Here is an 18,549-nt window from a genome sequence, read left to right on the forward strand (position 1 = left end):
AATATTGGTTAACTAATTGATAATAAGTGTTTTGTTTGATTTTTTATTGTGTGCCAATTTTATATATGTTTCATATTGGAATTGATTTTCCATATTATGGAAAAAATAAAATCTATTTTTATCGTAAATGTCTAAATATTCAATTTCAGTATGACGAATCTCATTTTGAATCAAGAAATACGTATGTATATTCGCAGCTGATTATTAAAAATTACATTCAATAAAGAATTATAATATCATGAGACAAAAAATTGTAGCAGGTAACTGGAAAATGAACCTTCTTAAAGAAGAAGCAGAATCATTAGCATCTGAAGTAGTAAACATGGCAAAGGATGAAACTCCTTCTGATGTAAAAGTTATTATGTGTACTCCATTTGTTCACTTGAGCAAAGTGAAGTCATTAATCGGAAACTCAGCAAACGTATTTGTTGGTGCACAAAACTGTTACACAGAACCTAGTGGTGCTTTTACAGGAGAGATTTCTGCTCCTCAATTAGCTTCTTACGGTATCGATTATGTAATCTTAGGTCACTCTGAGCGTCGTGAGTATTTTGGTGAGTCTAACGAAATGTTAGCTAAAAAGACTGATGCAGTTTTAGCAAATAACATGCTTCCAATCTTCTGTTTTGGAGAAGTATTAGAAGAGCGTGAGGCTGGTACTCAAAAAGCAGTTGTTGAAAAACAATTATCAGAAGGTATTTTCCACCTTTCTGCAGAAGACTTTGGTAAAGTAGTTTTAGCATACGAGCCAGTTTGGGCTATCGGTACTGGTAAAACAGCTTCTTCAGCACAAGCGCAAGAAATGCACAAAGATATTCGTGATATGGTTGCTGCTAAATATGGTCAAGAAGTTGCAGATGCAACTCCTATCCTTTATGGTGGTTCTGCTAAACCAAGTAACGCACAAGAATTATTCGCTCAACCAGATGTTGACGGTGGTTTAATTGGTGGTGCTTCTTTAGCTTCAAGAGACTTCATCGAAATCTCAAAATCATACTAATTGATTTTAAGATCGAAAAGATAAATCGTGTTTTTAAAAAGGTTGGCTTCTAGTAAGTCAACCTTTTTTTTATTTTATCAAACCTAATAACTTACTATATTACTAATGTTATCACTCTTCTACCTTAGAAGGTCACTAAACTATTCTTTTTAATGATTATGCTTCGTCTATTATTACTATTCATATTTCTAGTTCCCTCTCTACTATCTTTTGCTCAAGAGAAAAATAAAAAGAAGCAAAAGAAAGATAAATCTATGATGGGTAAAATTCAATCAGATTTAGAAGAACAAGAACAATATGAAAGAGATAGTACTGTTTTTTATTTTCCAGATTGGACACAAGGAGATGTAACATTAAAAACTGGAGAAAAATTTACGGATGTGCCTGTGTTATATGATTTACAGCACGATCAAGTAGAAATTCAGCGAGTAGAATCTTCTTCTCTATATGGAGGAATGGAAATACTAGATACCACAACTATTACTTTTGAAGTTCATACAATAAATAATTTCAAAATGGTGGTTTCTAATTATGATGATGCTGGTGTTGAAATAGATAAAACTGATTTTGATTTTATTAATGCTGATATCTATTTAAGAGAAGGAGTTCCGGCTTTGGGCATTTATCAAGAAATATTAAAAGGAGATTTAAGTTTACTTGCTTACCCTTATCTTTTAAAAACAGCTATACGCCCTAACACAACTTTTGATGAAGACCGTTTAAACAATGAAGCAAGAGGAATACATTCCAATCCACATAAAAATGAAGTGATTTATGATTATGCTTTAAAAGAAAAATTATATTTCTTAATTGATAATAATCACTTACAATTAGTGGATACAAGAAAGAAACATCTTTTAAGAGTATTTGTTGGTAAAGAGGCAGAAATGTCATCTTATATCAATAAAAACAATATAAGTTTTAGACAAAAAGAAGGTCTTATTGAACTTGTAAAACATTATAATTCAATACTATAGTTTATTGGTTGTTTAGCCACTCTTCAACATGTTTTGCTACATTTTCCCAAGTAGGCTCAAACATAAAGGCATGTGCCATATTCTCGAAAATTTTAGACTCGTGATTATATAAGGCAGCTGTTTTTTCTACATCTTCTGGGAAGATAATTTTATCATCTCTAAAACCAATATGATACATTGGGAAGTTGACTTTCTCTGGTTTAATAGCAAAGTCTTTTAAGCACATTTCTAACATTGCACGAATGGATTCTCTTTGAATATTTCTACCCACATGCATCTGAACTTCTCTACTAGGAGGGGTAGTATAAATACCTTCAGGTGCTTCTGTATTAATAAATTTCCAAAAAGGGAATAACGTAGATGCAGCAAATTTCCCCCAACTAATTGGGTTAGAAAAAAATGAGGATGTCATAGAGTTTAATATTCCATAAGGAGGAACTGCTGCCAACAAAACTGCAGCTTGTAAAGAAACTCTTTGTGCTACAAGTTGCGTAACAATACCACCCATAGAATGCCCAATTACAATAGGTTTTTCTTCTAAGGAGGTAATAAGGTTAATTACATCATTAGTGTAAATTTCTAAGCCATAGAGATTAAGTAAAACTTTATTTCCATTTTCTCCATGTCCGCTTAAACTTATAGCATAAGTATCGTATCCAATTTCTGAGAAATACTCATAGAAATTACCTTTCCAAGCTTCTGCATTAAACAAAGCCCCGTGTACTAGGATAATAGGGTGCTTAGATTTTTTATTTTTGGCAGGGTTAAATAATGTGGTTGATGACATGTTACAAAGTTAATTCTTAAAATGAAAAAGGCCGAACGTAGGTAACACTAATCGTTCGGCCTTTTGTCAAAGAATATTAATTCTCGTATTTATCTTTAAATTTTTGATACAACATAGAGTGTTTATTGTTTAAATCAATTGCTCTACCATCTATAAAAGCAATAGTTACTTTACTTGTACGCATATCAAGTAAATCACCTTTACTTATAACAAGTGTAGCAGATTTACCTACTTCTAAACTTCCGTATTTCTCTTCAATTCCTAAAATTTTAGCAGTATTAGATGTAATCATTTTTAAAGCTTCTTCTTTTTCTACACCAAAAGCAGCAGCAGTTCCCGCATAAAAAGGTAGGTTTCTAGAATTTGAAGCACTAGAATGTGTTAACCCTACTAAGATACCAGCCTCTTGTAATAATGCTGCTCTTTTATAAGGTAAGTCGTAGGCTTCTTGTTCTCTTTCTGGTAATGAATGTACGTCTGTAAGTAAAACAGGAATGTTATTCTCCTTTAAGAAATCTGTGATTAACCAAGCGTCTGCACCACCAACAACGACTATATTTTGGATGTTGTATTTTTGAGCCATTTTTACTGCAGATACAATGCTTTTTGCCTCATCTACATGAATAAATAGTTTCTCTTTACCAGAAAATAATTCTTTCATTGCCTCCATAGGGAAGTCTGGAAGTTTGATATCAGTTGCCTTACTGTATGCTTCTGCATCCATTAAAGTATGCTCGATTACCTTTACATATTTTTGATATGTTTTAGATATTTGCAATCCTTTTTCAGGGCTAGTCCAACCTGGTGCATAATATTTATTAGGCCAATGCAAGTGTTGTCCATCATTTTCTTGTACAATAGCATCTTCCCAGTTCCAAGCATCTAGTTGTACAATAGAAGATCTACCAGAGAATATCCCTCCTTTTGGCATTACTTGTTCTACTAGAATACCGTTACTTCTAACAGTAGGAATAACATGAGAATCTGTATTGAAAGCAATTACAGAACGTACTTCTGGGTTTATTCTTCCTGTTTCATAGTTGTCGTTTGATGCACTTACTGCTTCAATTTCAACAAGACCGAGTTCCGAAGTAGGTAAAATTAAACCAGGATATATTTCTTGTCCATCAGTATCAATTACTTCATAAGATGCATCAGAAAAGTCTGTCCCAACATAGGTAATTACGCCATCTTTAAAAGCGATTACTCCATCTTTAATCACTTTGCCTTTACCATCGTGAAGTAAAGCTCCTTTCAGAATTATACCTTTTGTTTGACTTTTAGCAGGAGAAGGAACTTGAGCCATAACTTTTATGGATAAGCCAAGAACCCCAATCAGTGCAATAATTAATTTTATATTTTTCATTTTATATCTTCTTTAAAGGGTTAGTCAAGGTGTAAATAATCGCAATGCATATGTTGCTCAATTTTAGGAGCTACATCTTTCACTTTGTCACCTGCTTTTTCTGCTGCTTGCATTTTAGCCACTAACCTTGCTCTTTCTTTTTGCATGTCCTTTTTAAGTTGCTTATCTTTTTCTAAAGAGAAATAGATGGTACCATCAACTAAAGTATGAGTAGGTTTTGCATAGATTGAAAGAGGATTGTCTGACCATAAAACAAGGTCTGCATCTTTTCCGATCTTTATTGAACCCACTTTATGATCTACATGTAATAACTTTGCAGGGTTTAGGGTAACCATTTTCCAAGCTTCTTCCTCGCTCATATCTGCATACTTAACACTTTTTGCAGCCTCTTGATTTAAACGACGACCCATTTCAGAATCATCAGAATTAATAGCAACAGTAATACCTTGAGACGCCATTAAAGCAGCATTTTGAGGAATAGCCTCATAAACTTCAAATTTATACGCCCACCAATCGGAGAAAGTTGATGCCCCTGCACCATGTTCTTTCATTTTATCAGCTACTTTATAACCTTCTAAAATATGCGTGAATGTATTTACTCTAAAATCAAAACTATCTGCCACCTTCATCAACATATTAATTTCTGATTGTACATAAGAGTGACACGAGATAAAACGTTCATCATTTAGAATTTGTGCCAATGCCTCTAATTGTAAATCTTTACGCGGCTTAGGTCCTTTACCAGCATACGTTTTTTGAGCATCATCATAAACTTTTGCCCTAGTAAAACCATCTATATAAACGGCTTCTACACCCATTCTTGTTTGTGGAAAACGATCTGACATTGGCCAGCTAGAACGTTTTACATTTTCACCTAAGGCGAACTTTATAAATGGTTTTGCTTCTTTAAAAATTAAATCGTTTGGATTAGTTTTACCCCATCTAAATTTAATAACAGCAGATTGCCCACCAACAGGATTGGCAGAACCATGTAATAATTGAGCAGATGTTACACCACCTGCTAATTGACGGTATATATCTACATCGTTAGGGTTAAGTACATCTTCCATTCTTACCATAGACGACATTACAGCAACATCGTTTACACTAAATAATGCAATGTGTGAATGTTCATCTATTATACCATTTGTAAGGTGTTTGCCTGTACCATCAATTACTTTAGTACTTTTATTAGCTTTAAGACTATTTCCTATTTTAGCAATCTTACCATCTTTTATAAGTACGTCTGTATTCTTAATAATACCTTGCTCTTCATTGGTCCAAATAGTTGCATTTTTAATCAGAATAGTTTCTTGTTGTGCAATTTCTTTACTGCCATAAGCACTAAAAGGGAAAATGATATCACCTAATTCTGGGTTAGCTTCTACCTCTTCTTTTTTCTTTTCTTCTGTATTTGATGCGGATTTAATAGCCGTCCATTTTAACCAACTTCCATCTGCATTTTTTCCTTCACCAGAAAAATTACCTTCGTTATTTGCCCAACCAGAAAGTCGGATTGATGTAGCTTTTGTTGTTGTATCTGATTTAAATGATAAAGAAAGTATACCATCGGCAATAGCTGCTTTAGTATCTAGTTTTAAAGAGTCGTTTACTGTAACATTCCATTTTGCAGATGTATTATCTTTACCTGTAACTTTTAAAGTATACGTACTGTCTGCAACTGTTAAGGTGTATTGTCCTCTAAAATCATTTGTATTCCATGCTTTAGCGACATAGCGTTTACCACGAACCCAGTTTTCTAGTACATCACCTTCTTCTGTAAATAATGGTGCTGATGCAATAATAAAGTTGGCTATTTTACCTTTTTCAATTGTACCTAAACGATCAGAAGAATTTGTATAAGAGGCAGGGATTGTAGTTAAAGCAGCCAATACTTGCTCTTCTGAAAGTCCTCTTTTTACAGCTAAGCGAATATTTTTAAGGAAATTAGCCTTGCTTGATAAATCAAATGCTGTGATTGAAAAACGAATGTTTTCTTTAGCCAAAAGCGATAAGTTAGAGGGAGCTAATTCCCAATGCTTCATTTCAGAAAAAGTGGCGTTCATTGCATCAATTGGATCATTTACATTTAACGCTTGTGGAAAATCTACAGGAAGAATTAATGTAGGGTTGATCAATTTTAAAGTTGCAATGTCTTGGTATTCATCTCCATTACCAACGTAGATATATTGTTTTTGAAATTCCTTAGCAACCTTAGCTGCTCTTTCAAGGTCAAATAGATCTTTAGTAGCAAAAAATTGAGGAAAATTTTGAGAACGATTGAAAGCCTCTAATGTAACATCTGTAAATTTTTCATGACCAGTAGTCTTATACCATTCTGCGTCATAATAAGTCTGACGAAGTAGGGCAACATAACCCATAGTAGAAACTGGGTACATTTGTTTAGAAGACCCTTTGTCAAAAGCTAAATGAGCACCAACTTTTTCTGAAAGCATCAATTCGTTTGCTTTACCATCGCCAAAAGTAACTAAGGCGGACGTACCTCTTGCAATACCATCAGGCAGATAGGTTAATGCACTACCAAAACCAATAGATCGCATTTCTTTAGCTACTTTACCTTCACTTTTAAAAAGTTCGGCTGCATTTGTATTTGCCTTTATAGCATCGTTAGCATTATATGCCTTAGGATTTTGAGGACCAATTTTTTCGGGTTCACTCCAAGACCAAAAATTACCTTTTTCAACTTTGGGCATTCCATAATGGGTATTTGCATCAATAAATGAGGCATAAATATGTTTACCCTTGACATTAATTTCTGCCGCACCTTTTGGTACTGAATTACCTTCTAAAACAGATACAATTTTGCCTTCTTTAATAACTAAAGTGGCATTTTGTAAAGTTTGAGTTGGTGATATGTGAACTGAGGCGTTCGTGAAAGCGTAATAGTTACTTCTGTCATCCCTTACACCATTTATTGTAAAGTTTTCTTGGGCTAACAGTGTATTACCAATACCGAATAATAAAACTATTATTCCGTAGATAAAATTATGTTTATTCATTTTAGAAATTTTGATTGAACTGGAAAGTTGGTCGCTAACTTAAAGAGTAATAATTGGAAACAAAAAGAAATTAGAATTATTATGGTCTTGATAAACAAGACGAATAAGAATTAGTTATCATTTTAGAGGTATCTTTATTTAGTCACATCAAAAGTAATATTTATGAAAATCTTAATAACAGGAGGTTCTGGTTTAGTGGGTCAAGAAATATCAAATAAATTAATTGATAAAGGACATGAAGTACGTTGGCTATCACGTAGAGAAGATCTAAATGCAGAAATAAAAAGGTATAAATGGGATATTAAAAAAAATCATATCGATCCAAAAGCATTTGATGGAATTGATGCAGTAATTCATTTAGCAGGAAAAAGTGTAGGGGAGGGTAGATGGACGGAAGCTGCAAAAAAAGAAATTTTAGATAGCAGAGTTCAATCATCAACATTATTAATGCAAGAAATAAATGCTTTAGAAAAACCGCCTAAGGTAGTAGTTTGTGCATCTGCAATAGGTATTTATGGTGATAGAGGTGAAGAAGAATTGGATGAGTCTTCTTCTTTTGGAAATGACTTTTTAGCAAATGTTGTAAAGGAATGGGAGAAAGCAGAAGATATATGTTCTGTATCTAGAATAGTAAAATTAAGAATCGGTGTTGTTTTAACTGAAAAAGGGGGGGCATTACCAAAAATGATGTTACCTATTAAACTCGGAATTGGATCTCCTATTGGTACAGGTAAACAATGGATATCTTGGATTAGCCTAGAAGATTTATCTAATTTATTTATTGCAGCCATTGAGAATACAGAAATGGAAGGTGTTTACAATGCTGTATCTCCCAATCCAGTTACAAATGAACAACTAACAAAAGCAATTGGCACAAAATTATGTAGACCAATATTTTTACCAAATGTACCTTCAATAGCTTTAAAACTTTTATTAGGTGAAAGTGCATTTTTAGTATTGTCAAGTGCAAAGGTAAATTCAGAGAATCTACAAAAAAATGCTTTTGATTTTAAGGATGTTATTATTGATGACGTTCTTAATTAAACTATAGTTTAATTATGTATTTTATTGATTTGTAATTACTTACTTTGTTTAGCGTGTTTATTTTATTGTTTATTGTAATTTTTTTATTAGAAGTAGAACTATATAAGGTAATTGAATAGTATAAGATGTAATTATCGACTAATTAACTAAATTTAGTAATGTACACTATGTTGTAAGTTCGCTTATAAAACAGTATTCATTTAGAAAATTAAAACCTTTTTTAACTGCTATTTATTCAAAATTAAATAAACCAAAAATGATCTTTTTATTTAACTCCACTTAAAAAAACAAACCTTAAAAAGGTATTGTACGAAAAACCCCAGAAATAACCCTAAATCTATTGAAGTAAAACTGCATTACAATTTAAAATTATAGCTGTTTACACTATTTCATTTTAACCAAAAACTATTTTTAAGGATATACTATATATATGTCTGTTTTACTTGTTGAGTAGAATAAACAGCAAATAGTGTATTGTCAATTTTACTGCATTAGGGATTTCTTAAACCCAAAAATTAGCTCAATTACATGAAAAAGAAAATACTACTACTATTTGCTCTTGCAATGAGTATAGCAAGTGCATATGGACAGGAGCAAAATGTTACAGGTACTGTAACAGATGCTGGCGCCCCACTACCTGGGGTAACTGTAATAGTGAAAGGTACAACGCAAGGAACAATTACAGATTTAGATGGTAATTATTCTCTTAGTACCTCGTCTGATGCAGTTTTACAATTTAGTTTTATTGGATATTCAGCACAGGAAATAGCTGTAGGAAACCAGTCAACTATCAATGTTTCTATGGAGCAAGATGCCGAACAGTTAGAAGAAGTAACTGTGATGGGATATACAAAACAAGATCAATCTTCTAATGTTACAAGTGTCGAAAAAGTGACTGACATCGTAACTCCAAACGTAGCCAATTCATTACAAGGTAAAGCTGCAGGTGTAAGTATGACTGCTCCGTCTGGACAGCCAGGTGCTAAACCAACTATTCGAATTCGTGGTGTTGGTTCAATCTCTTCAAGTCAAGAACCATTGTATGTTATTGACGGAATGATTATAGATAACACTGATATAATTGGAGCAAATCAACAATCTGAAAGAGATCCAATGTCTTTATTAAACCCTGAAGATATTGAAGATGTAAAAATCTTAACAGATGCTGCAGCAACAGCTTTATATGGTGCAAGAGCATCTAACGGAGTTATAGTTGTAACAACTAAATCTGGAGCAGAAGGAAAAACTCAATTTTCTTTAAATATTTCAGGAGGTGAAGCTGTATTATATCAAGGAAACTATGAACCAATGAGAGCAAAAGATTTTATTGAGTTCCAAAAATATGGTGATGTAGATATTAATGGTGATGCTTTTACTACTGATACAGATTGGATTAATGAAGCATTTAGAAAAGGAACAGTCCAAAATTATCAGTTGACGGCCTCTGGAGGTAATGAAAAAACAAAGCATTATGTAAGTCTTGGCTATTATAATCAAGATGGTATATTAAAAGGATCCGATTTTGAAAGATATTCAGCTAGAGTTAATATGGATAATAAAGTAAACGATAGATTATCATATTCTATTAAAACTGATATCTCATATATTACTCAAAATGATGCGTCAGATGGAGCACTTTTCTCTTCTCCATTAATGACTACTTACATGTATCCTGCTATTATTTCTCCTTATGCTAAAAGCGGAGATTTAAAAAGATCTGTTGATGGTAATACTTACTTAAATCCTTTCTTAACCGCAGACGAATCTGGATATGATAATTACTATTACTCTATTGGTGCAAACTTTCTTAGTGATATAAATTATAATTATAGAAGAACCAAATCGTTTAATGCAGGTTTACAAGGAAACGTGAAATATGAAATAGGTAAGGGGTTTGCAATCAAATCAAACAACTCTGTTCGTATTCAAAATACAAGGTATGATAATTATACTGCTCCAATATCTTATGATGGCTTTAATGGTCCAGATGCAGCAAATGGTTCTGTTAGTAATACATCTGCGTTTAGTTCATTGATTACATCAACAAATTTATTGACGTATAGTAATTCATTTGGAGATCATACAGTAGACGCTATCGGTGGTGTCGAATTACAAAAGTACGATGCTTCTAATCAATATGGGTATGGTGCAGGAGTACCACTAACTGTAGATAATTTAGGTTCTGCATCTTCTGGTTTTTCAAATGATGGGTACCAAACGCAATATAGATTCTTCTCTTTTTTAAGCCAGGTGCAATATAATTACTTAGGAAAGTATTATGTATCAGGTTCTTATAGACGAGATGGATCTTCTAGATTTGGTAAAGAAAATCAATATGGTAATTTCTGGTCTGCTGGTGGTAGTTGGATTATGTCTAACGAAGACTTTTTAAGTACTTCAGACTTAATTACCAATGCAAAAATAAGAGGTTCAATAGGAACAACGGGTAATGCAGGTATTGGTAACTATGCTGCAATGGGTTTATATGGTTATACATTTTATAATACATCATCTGCTGCAGTTATTGAACAAGTTGAAAACCCAGATTTAACTTGGGAACAGAAATTAAAAGCCAATATAGGTTTTGATATTACATTTATTGATAAAGTATCACTGAGTGTTGACTTCTATAATGAACAGACATCAGACCTATTAATGCAAGTACCTACTGCTGGTATGACAGGTTTTGCGAATGTTTATCAAAATGTTGGTGAAATGAGAAACCGTGGAGTTGAATTTACAATAAACTCTACGAACATAGATAAAAATGGATTCTTATGGACTACCAATTTAAATATGTCATTTAACCAGAATGAAGTAACAAAACTTTACAATGGCCAAAGAATAGAATATTCAAGACAAGTGATAGAAGAAGGAAAACCTTTAAATGCATTCTTCTTACAAGAATGGGCTGGAGCTAATCCTGAAAATGGAAAACCATCATGGTATTTAAATAGAGAACCAACCCAAGATGAGTTAGATAAAAACCAAGTGTTTAAACAGCATGATGGTCGTTATGCAACTTCTTATTACAGTAAAGCTGAAAAAGTTGATGTAGGAGACCCTTATCCTGACTTCTCTGGTGGTTTTACAAATAACTTGTCATACAAAGGATTTGACTTTTCATTCATGTTTACATTTAGTGTTGGTAATGATATCTTCAATTCAGGAAGACGTTACATGGATCAAGATCAGAGTGCAATAAATGGAGGTAATTATTACAGCCAAATGAAGATAGCTAAAGATGATCGTTGGACTAAAAAAGGAGATATAGCAAGTAGACCTTTAATTGATCAAGCTGGTGATGATGGATGGGGTAATGTAAACTCATCAAGGTATATGGAAGATGGTAGTTATTTACAATTAAGAAACGTAACGTTAGGATATACTTTACCAAAAGATGTAATAGGTAATATTGGTTTATCGAATTTAAGAGTATATACATCTCTACAAAACCTATTTACAGTAAGTAATTATTCAGGTTATTCTCCTACAACTATTGATAATACAGGTGTAGCCTTCTTTGATTATCCTGATGGCCAGACTTATACATTTGGTGTTAACTGCTCATTTTAATTAACCATCTAACAATGATAATAATGAAATATATAAGATATATCCTACTTATTGCCTTGGGAGTAATGAGTAGTTGTAATTTCCTTGATGTTGAACCCAACGTTAATGGTAAAGTAAGAACTGGTGAAATGTCTGAGCCTCAAGATGTTTTAAATGGTGCCTATAGAGAAATGGGGCGTACATCATACTATGGAAGAAATACATATGTATTTGGAGATGTAGGTACAGATAATATTGTAGTAAGATCATCTGGTGGTCGTTTTAACGATAACTATTTTAATACTAAAAACTCTAGAACCTCTGAGTCTGTTGATGATACTTATGATATTAGTAATCAAATGGGACAAATTTATAGAGTTTTGAACCATGCAAATACCTTAATCCATACTGCGGGTATTACTGATGATATAAAGGGACAATCTTTAGCGTTACGAGCATTTTTAAATTTTGATTTAGTTCGTTTTTACGGTGATGTACCTTTAGTTACAGAACCATCAAGTGATTTGAATGAGGTAGTAGCTTCAAAACCTACAAATAATACTGCTGCAGAAATTTATGCTCAGATTGAAAAAGATCTTACTGAAGCTAAAGGGTTGATAACAAATACATCATCTTTTAAATTTACCTTAAATGCTGTTTATGGTCTTGAAACGAGAGTCTTTCTTACAAGAGCATTAGAAGATACTAATGTTGATAAGAATACTTATTTACAAAAAGTTATCGATTCATATAACATGATAACTGGAGTAAGTGTGATGGAAGCAGGTGATTACATCAAGTATTTTAATAATAAAGAATCGGCAGAAACTTTATTTGAAGTAATAATTGCGGGAGCACAAAGTAGAGGTTCAGATGATTTAGGGGCATTATATATTCGCTCTGGTTATGGAGCTTATACTTGTAGCCCAGACTTTTATTCCCTATTCTCAAATGATGATGTTCGCCAAGGTGTCTTTTATCTAGAAAATGGTTTATTCTATATTAATAAATTTGCAGAATCTGAAGGAGTAGTTGGTTTACACTCTCCAAAAGTTCTGAGATATTCAGAAGCAGTTTTAAATGCAGCAGAAGCACAAGCTTTATTAGGAAATACTGCAGATGCGATAACGTTAACAGATATGATCAGATCTAAAAGATACACAACAGGTACTGCACCTGTATCTACAGGCCTGATAGATGATGTTTTAGCAGAGAGAAGATTGGAATTATGTTTTGAAGGACATAGAATGTTTGATCTCAGAAGAAATAATATGGATATGAATTTAATTAATTCTGATGGTACAGCAAGAGCTCCTAAAGCCAACATTCCTGCTAGAGATCAACAGTTTTATTTTCCAATTCCTCAGAATGAATTGAATGTTAATTCGAATTTGAAACAAATTAATGGTTATGAATAAATAAATTTAATCATCATATACAAAAGCCGTTTACATTTTAGATGTAAACGGCTTTTTGTTTTTACAACGATGTGTACAAGAGTAAACTTTTAACAACTATTATTTAATCTCTTAAAAATAAATAATTCACTATAATACTGATGTCTAGTGTTTTATGTTGTGGGGTTGTTTTTGTTTAATATCATTAACTTAAAACAATATAATATTAACATAACAAAATAGAATATTGCAATAGAAAAAGGTCGATAAAAGGCCTGTTATCAATTCAATTCAATAGGTTACCTAAGCTTATTATAATAATATCTACTTCTGTTTAAGGTAGCCTAGCTTTTTAGCTTAATTTATTTATTTTATGAACAAACGACTTCTATCTCTGATCGTACTTACTTTTGCTTTAATAGTAAGTGCTTTTGCTCAGGAACGTACAGTTTCTGGCGTTGTATCCGAAGCAGGTCAACCCTTACCAGGTGTTACTGTTGTTGTAAAAGGAACAACTTTAGGTACTATTACAGATCTAAATGGTAAATTTGCAGTATCTGTATCCGAAAATGCTTCTTTAATTTTTAGTTTTGTAGGTTATACTACTCAAGAATTAAAAGTAGGTCAAAGAACTACTTTTAATGTAAATTTAGAGCAAGATGCTGAACAATTAGAAGAGGTTACAGTTATGGGATATGCCAAAAAAGATATGGCATCTAACACTCCTGAAATCGAAAATGTAACAGATATTGTAACTCCAAACGTTGCCAACGCTTTACAAGGTAAAGCAGCAGGTGTTAATATTAACGCTTCGTCTGGACAGCCTGGTTCTAAATCAAATATCGTAATTCGTGGTGTTGGTTCTGTGAACGCTTCATCAGATCCTTTATATGTAATTGATGGTGTTATTCAAACATCTTCAGATATCATTGATGCAAATCAACAAGGTGAAAGAGATCCTCTTGCGAATTTGAATCCAGAAGATATTAAGGATATCAAAATTCTAAAAGATGCAGCAGCAACTGCTTTATATGGTGCTCGTGCAGCAAACGGAGTAATTTTAGTAACAACAAAAGGTGGTGCTGAAGGGAAAACTCAAATTACATTGAGTACAAAACAAGGTGTTTCATCAGTTTATAAAGGAAATTCTCAAAGAATGAATGGTGATCAATATGTAGACGCTAGATCTAGATCATTGGCAAATTCTTATGGAGGAGACCCTGCAGATTATATTCAATATGTAAATGGTGTAACTACAGATGATGCTGGTAACCATAGTTACTCAAATACAGATTGGGGTGACCACTCTTTCCGTCAAGGCAAAACGAGTTCTTATGAAGTCTCTATGAGAGGTGGTGATGAGAAAACTAAATTTATGGTTTCTGGTGGTTATTACAACCAAGAAGGTATTCTTGTTGGGTCGGAATTCGAACGTTATTCAGCTCGTTTCAATATTGATCATAAGTTTAACGATAAATTAGATATTCAATTTATTGGTAATGCTTCATATATTGATCAATTAGATGCATCAAGTGGTAACTTATTTTCTTCTCCACTCTTAGGAACTTATATGAGTGCTCCTACAGTAAATCCTTTTAATGAAGATGGTTCACCTAGAGATTGGTTAGATGATAACCCAATTGCAGCAAACTTTGTACACGATGTAGACCTTAACCCTCGTAGAACAAAATCTACTACAGGTCAATTAATTGGTAAATTAAACTACCGTATTACAGATTGGTTAACTTTCCGTCAGACAAATGCTGTAAATGTAGAAGATGTAAAGTATGGTTATTATACTTCATCTTTATCATATGATGGTAGATCTACAGGTGGTTCTAAATCAAATTCTTGGGGTGTAAGTAGTACATTAACAAATACTTCTATTCTTTCTTTTGATAAGACATTTAATGGTGTTCATAATGTTAGTGCAATTGCCGGTTTTGAATATCAGTCAAATAAAGTAACAGGAATTAGTGCTTATGGTGAAGGAATGCCTTCTTCTTTACAAAACTTAAATAATGCAGCAAAACCTGTATCAATGGGTGGTTATGAAACTGAATATAGATTCATGTCATTCTTAGGTCAAGCTCAATATAATTATGATGGTAAATATTATGCTACAGCATCTTACCGTCGTGATGGTTCTTCTAAATTCTCCGCAAATAATAAATGGGGTGACTTTTACTCAGCTTCAGCTTCTTGGTATATCTCAAGAGAAGATTTCTTAAATGGAAATACTATTTTAACTGACGCTAAATTAAGATCATCTTATGGTGTTACTGGTAATGCTGAAATAGATAACTTTGAAGCAAGAGGTTTATATGCATATTCAAGTTACAATAATGCATCTGCTGCTTACTTCAGACAATTATCTAATCCAGATTTAACATGGGAGAAAAGAAAGAAATTTAATGTTGGTGCTGATGTAACTTTCATTGATAGAATTACTTTAAATGTTGATTATTACATTGAAGATTCTGATGATTTACTATTAAATCAACAATTATCAGGTACTACAGGTTTTGCATCTGCTCGTCGTAACATTGGTGCAATGAGAAACTCTGGATGGGAATTCCAATTAAATACGCAAAATATTAAAGGTGAATTTACTTGGAATACGAACTTCAATATTTCATTAAACAAAAATGAAGTAACTCGTTTAGATAACGATCAAGATATTCAAATTAATGGTCAACAGGTAGCAAGAGTAGGTTCTGCAATGAGAACTTTCTTTTTAAGAGAGTGGGCAGGAGCTGATCCTACTACAGGTAACCCATCTTGGTTTGCAAATGATGGAGAAGACCATACAGGAAAAGCTGGTTATTTCATGAAAGATGGAAAATGGGCAACAACTTCTTATGGTGCAGCTCAGCGTACAGAGCAAGGTAATCCTTATCCTACAGCTGTTGGTGGTATGACAAACAACTTTGCGTATAAAGGTTTTGATTTCTCATTCTTCTTAACTTATTCAGTTGGAGGAAAAATTTACAATTCAACTCGTAGATATACGGATACAGATGCAATCTATCCATATAATATGTTGGAATCTGCTTATACTGCAAACAGATGGGAAAAAGAAGGTGATATTTCAGATAATCCTGGATGGGGTATGGCCGGTGGTCAACAACACTCTTCACGTTTCTTAGAAGATGGAGGTTATTTAGCTTTAAGAAATATAACTTTAGGTTATACTTTACCTAGCCACGTTGTGAAAAAAGCAAAATTAAGTAACGTTAGAGTTTATGCTTCTGCACAAAACCTTTGGATCTTATCAGATTATAAAGGATTTACTCCAACAACTGTAGACCCAACTGGTATCAACTTCTTTGAATATCCAGAAGGAAAAGTATTCACAGGAGGTTTAACAGTATCATTCTAATCAGAAAATACTGTAAAAGAAATTTTTTAGATACTTTAGTTTAAGAGAATAAGATGAAATTATATAAAATATTAGTTGGTGCAGCATTAGTAGGAGCAATGTCTTCGTGTACACTAGATGTTGAGCCTCAACAAAATGTTGACATTGAAAATATAGAAACTGTTCAACCTTCAGATCTTATTGGAGGTTTGTACAATAGAATGCAAGAATTAGGTTATTACGGCCGTAACTTCAACCTTTACGGTGATATTGGTACAGATCTAGTTTCTGCAGGGCCAAATGATGGTGGTCGTTTTCAAGATCATTATAACTTAAGAAAGAACTTCACAACAGTTGGAGCTGATACAGGAACAGAAGATGATAAAAATACTTTTGATGCTATCTATGAAGTGATCTCGAATGCAAACTTAATTCTTCAAACAGAAGGCCTTGATTTAGATGATTCTGAAGTAAAAAATGCAATAGGTCAAGCTCACTTTATTAGAGCATTTGCTTATTCTGATTTATTAAAATCATTTGGTAATGTGCCACTTGTAGTTACTGCACCAACAACTGTGGAAGAAGCAGTAGCACAAAAACCTGAGTTAAATGATCGTTCGGATATTTTTGCTCAAGTTTATGCTGATTTAGATAATGCTGCAAAGTATATCTCTAATACAACAAAAATTAATGCTACAGTAGATGCTGTTAAAGCATTAAGAGTAAGAGTATTATTGTTTGAAGTAGAATTGAACTCATCAAAAGCAACTGCAAATGCAGATGAGATTATTACTATTGCTAATGAATTAGCAGGTACATATGTTTTAACACCAATTGATAAATTATTTGATTATTATCAAGGTGAAGGTGGTGTAGAAACTATTTTTGAATTGAAGTTTGCTTCAAATCAAGGACGTGGTTCAAATAACTATGGTAATATTTATGGAGCACCTGAAGCAGGTATGTATGGTGCATATTTAGCATCTCCATTATTATTCCATGCTCATCCTGATACAGTACTTTTAGGTGGTGTTGTTAATGATGCTCGTTTTGAATCATCTGAAGAAGTTGGTAAAACACTTATTTATGAATCAGAAGATACTGACGGATCTACTTTACATTGGATTATGAAGTATTATAGTCATGATAACACAATTGGCCTTACTTCTCCAAAGCTTTTACGTTACGCAGAAGTATTGTTAGCAAAAGCTGAAGCTCATTTACTTAAAGGTGAAACTGCATTAGCAGCTGAAGCAATTAATAAGTTAAGAAGAAATCGTATTCAAAATTATACTGACGTAACTACTGTAACGTTACAAGATGTTTGGAATGAAACAGCAAAAGAGTTTGCTTTTGAAGGACACAGAATGTGGGACTTAAGAAGAACAAACCAAAAAGTTATTGTTTCAGACCGTAAAGGAGTTGAAATTGCTACTGAAGACCCAGCGGTTGACGGTGGAGTTAATAACGGTGGACAACAAACGTGGTTCCCAATTCCAGAACGTGAAATGTTAGCAAACCCAAGTATTCCTGTAAATAACTGGGGTTACTAAAAGTTGAAAAATAGTATAATTTTTATTGAAATTATAGTGAAAGGCTATCTCAGAAATGAGGTAGCCTTTTTTATTATTTCGTGAATAATATTAACTATTAATATGTACATGAAATGTAACTTTTAAGCCTTGATAAAAATGTTTCTTATACTTTATTTTTTATAAAATATATTTTTTTAATGATTTTTTTTAAATTCACAGAATGTTACTATTTCTTTTTAGAATAACGAATAGATCGCTATTTATAGTATTATTTTAAGATTATCATATAACTATACCCTTTATTGCTGCGATTTTTGTTAAAATTTAAATAACATTTATTTAGATAATTAAAGTTAATGCTTTAGATTAGCACAAATTCAACTATTAAAACTTTATCATTGATTTAAAAATTCAATCTCTTTTTATCTATTATCAATGATTCAAAATATTAACAAAATTCTATTTAAACTTTAAATAACAAAAGTACTTTCGGTCTGTATCTATCAT

At 32.7% G+C, this 18,549-nt stretch carries 10 protein-coding genes; 7 read left to right on the forward strand and 3 right to left on the reverse strand.

What is annotated here, in order from left to right; translation table 11 throughout:
- Positions 1-238 precede the first annotated feature (238 nt).
- Both tpiA and EI427_RS19600 read left to right on the forward strand, forming a co-directional pair.
- Positions 239-1,000 carry a triose-phosphate isomerase gene (gene tpiA / locus EI427_RS19595; RefSeq protein WP_126617921.1) on the forward strand — a complete coding sequence of 254 codons (762 nt, stop codon included), beginning with the start codon at positions 239-241 and terminating at the stop codon, positions 998-1,000.
- A gap of 158 nt (positions 1,001-1,158) precedes the next feature.
- On the forward strand, positions 1,159-1,977 hold the full coding sequence (locus EI427_RS19600; protein ID WP_126617923.1) for a hypothetical protein: 819 nt from the start codon (positions 1,159-1,161) through the stop codon (positions 1,975-1,977).
- Position 1,978: 1 nt separating this feature from the next.
- On the opposite strand, the gene EI427_RS19605 is transcribed toward EI427_RS19600, so the two are convergent.
- The 3 genes from EI427_RS19605 to EI427_RS19615 form a co-directional block, all read right to left on the reverse strand.
- Positions 1,979-2,764 (reverse strand): alpha/beta hydrolase, encoded by a 786-nt coding sequence (locus EI427_RS19605; protein WP_126617925.1) that lies wholly within the window; start codon positions 2,762-2,764, stop codon positions 1,979-1,981.
- Positions 2,765-2,840: 76 nt separating this feature from the next.
- Entirely contained in the window at positions 2,841-4,130 is a 1,290-nt protein-coding gene (locus EI427_RS19610) for an amidohydrolase family protein (RefSeq protein WP_240655334.1), read from the reverse strand.
- A gap of 20 nt (positions 4,131-4,150) precedes the next feature.
- The gene (locus tag EI427_RS19615; RefSeq protein ID WP_126617927.1) at positions 4,151-7,150 is read right to left on the reverse strand and encodes an amidohydrolase family protein; all 3,000 of its coding nucleotides are present in this window, start codon (positions 7,148-7,150) and stop codon (positions 4,151-4,153) included.
- 162 nt (positions 7,151-7,312) lie between these two features.
- Here EI427_RS19615 and EI427_RS19620 point away from each other — a divergent pair, with 162 nt between their 5' ends.
- The 5 genes from EI427_RS19620 to EI427_RS19640 all read left to right on the forward strand — a co-directional run bounded on the left by EI427_RS19620 (position 7,313) and on the right by EI427_RS19640 (position 18,060).
- A complete protein-coding gene (locus EI427_RS19620) occupies positions 7,313-8,194 on the forward strand; it encodes a TIGR01777 family oxidoreductase (RefSeq protein WP_126617929.1) in 882 nt (293 codons plus the stop codon).
- Between the two features lie 528 nt (positions 8,195-8,722).
- Entirely contained in the window at positions 8,723-11,770 is a 3,048-nt protein-coding gene (locus EI427_RS19625) for a SusC/RagA family TonB-linked outer membrane protein (RefSeq protein WP_126617932.1), read from the forward strand.
- Positions 11,771-11,793: 23 nt separating this feature from the next.
- Positions 11,794-13,167 (forward strand): RagB/SusD family nutrient uptake outer membrane protein, encoded by a 1,374-nt coding sequence (locus EI427_RS19630; protein ID WP_170178552.1) that lies wholly within the window; start codon positions 11,794-11,796, stop codon positions 13,165-13,167.
- 352 nt (positions 13,168-13,519) lie between these two features.
- Positions 13,520-16,528: a SusC/RagA family TonB-linked outer membrane protein gene (locus tag EI427_RS19635; protein ID WP_126617937.1), complete on the forward strand. Its 3,009-nt coding sequence runs from the start codon at positions 13,520-13,522 to the stop codon at positions 16,526-16,528.
- 53 nt (positions 16,529-16,581) lie between these two features.
- Entirely contained in the window at positions 16,582-18,060 is a 1,479-nt protein-coding gene (locus EI427_RS19640; protein ID WP_126617939.1) for a RagB/SusD family nutrient uptake outer membrane protein, read from the forward strand.
- Positions 18,061-18,549 lie beyond the last annotated feature (489 nt).

The organism is Flammeovirga pectinis, from assembly GCF_003970675.1.
Classification (GTDB): domain Bacteria; phylum Bacteroidota; class Bacteroidia; order Cytophagales; family Flammeovirgaceae; genus Flammeovirga; species Flammeovirga pectinis.

Coding starts and splice junctions, on each gene's coding strand:
- EI427_RS19610 (WP_240655334.1), bottom strand. CDS start 4,130: ATGAAAAATATAAAATTAATTATTGCACTGATTGGGGTTCTTGGCTTA.
- EI427_RS19640 (WP_126617939.1), top strand. CDS start 16,582: ATGAAATTATATAAAATATTAGTTGGTGCAGCATTAGTAGGAGCAATG.
- tpiA (WP_126617921.1), top strand. CDS start 239: ATGAGACAAAAAATTGTAGCAGGTAACTGGAAAATGAACCTTCTTAAA.
- EI427_RS19635 (WP_126617937.1), top strand. CDS start 13,520: ATGAACAAACGACTTCTATCTCTGATCGTACTTACTTTTGCTTTAATA.
- EI427_RS19605 (WP_126617925.1), bottom strand. CDS start 2,764: ATGTCATCAACCACATTATTTAACCCTGCCAAAAATAAAAAATCTAAG.
- EI427_RS19600 (WP_126617923.1), top strand. CDS start 1,159: ATGCTTCGTCTATTATTACTATTCATATTTCTAGTTCCCTCTCTACTA.
- EI427_RS19630 (WP_170178552.1), top strand. CDS start 11,794: ATGAAATATATAAGATATATCCTACTTATTGCCTTGGGAGTAATGAGT.
- EI427_RS19615 (WP_126617927.1), bottom strand. CDS start 7,150: ATGAATAAACATAATTTTATCTACGGAATAATAGTTTTATTATTCGGT.
- EI427_RS19625 (WP_126617932.1), top strand. CDS start 8,723: ATGAAAAAGAAAATACTACTACTATTTGCTCTTGCAATGAGTATAGCA.
- EI427_RS19620 (WP_126617929.1), top strand. CDS start 7,313: ATGAAAATCTTAATAACAGGAGGTTCTGGTTTAGTGGGTCAAGAAATA.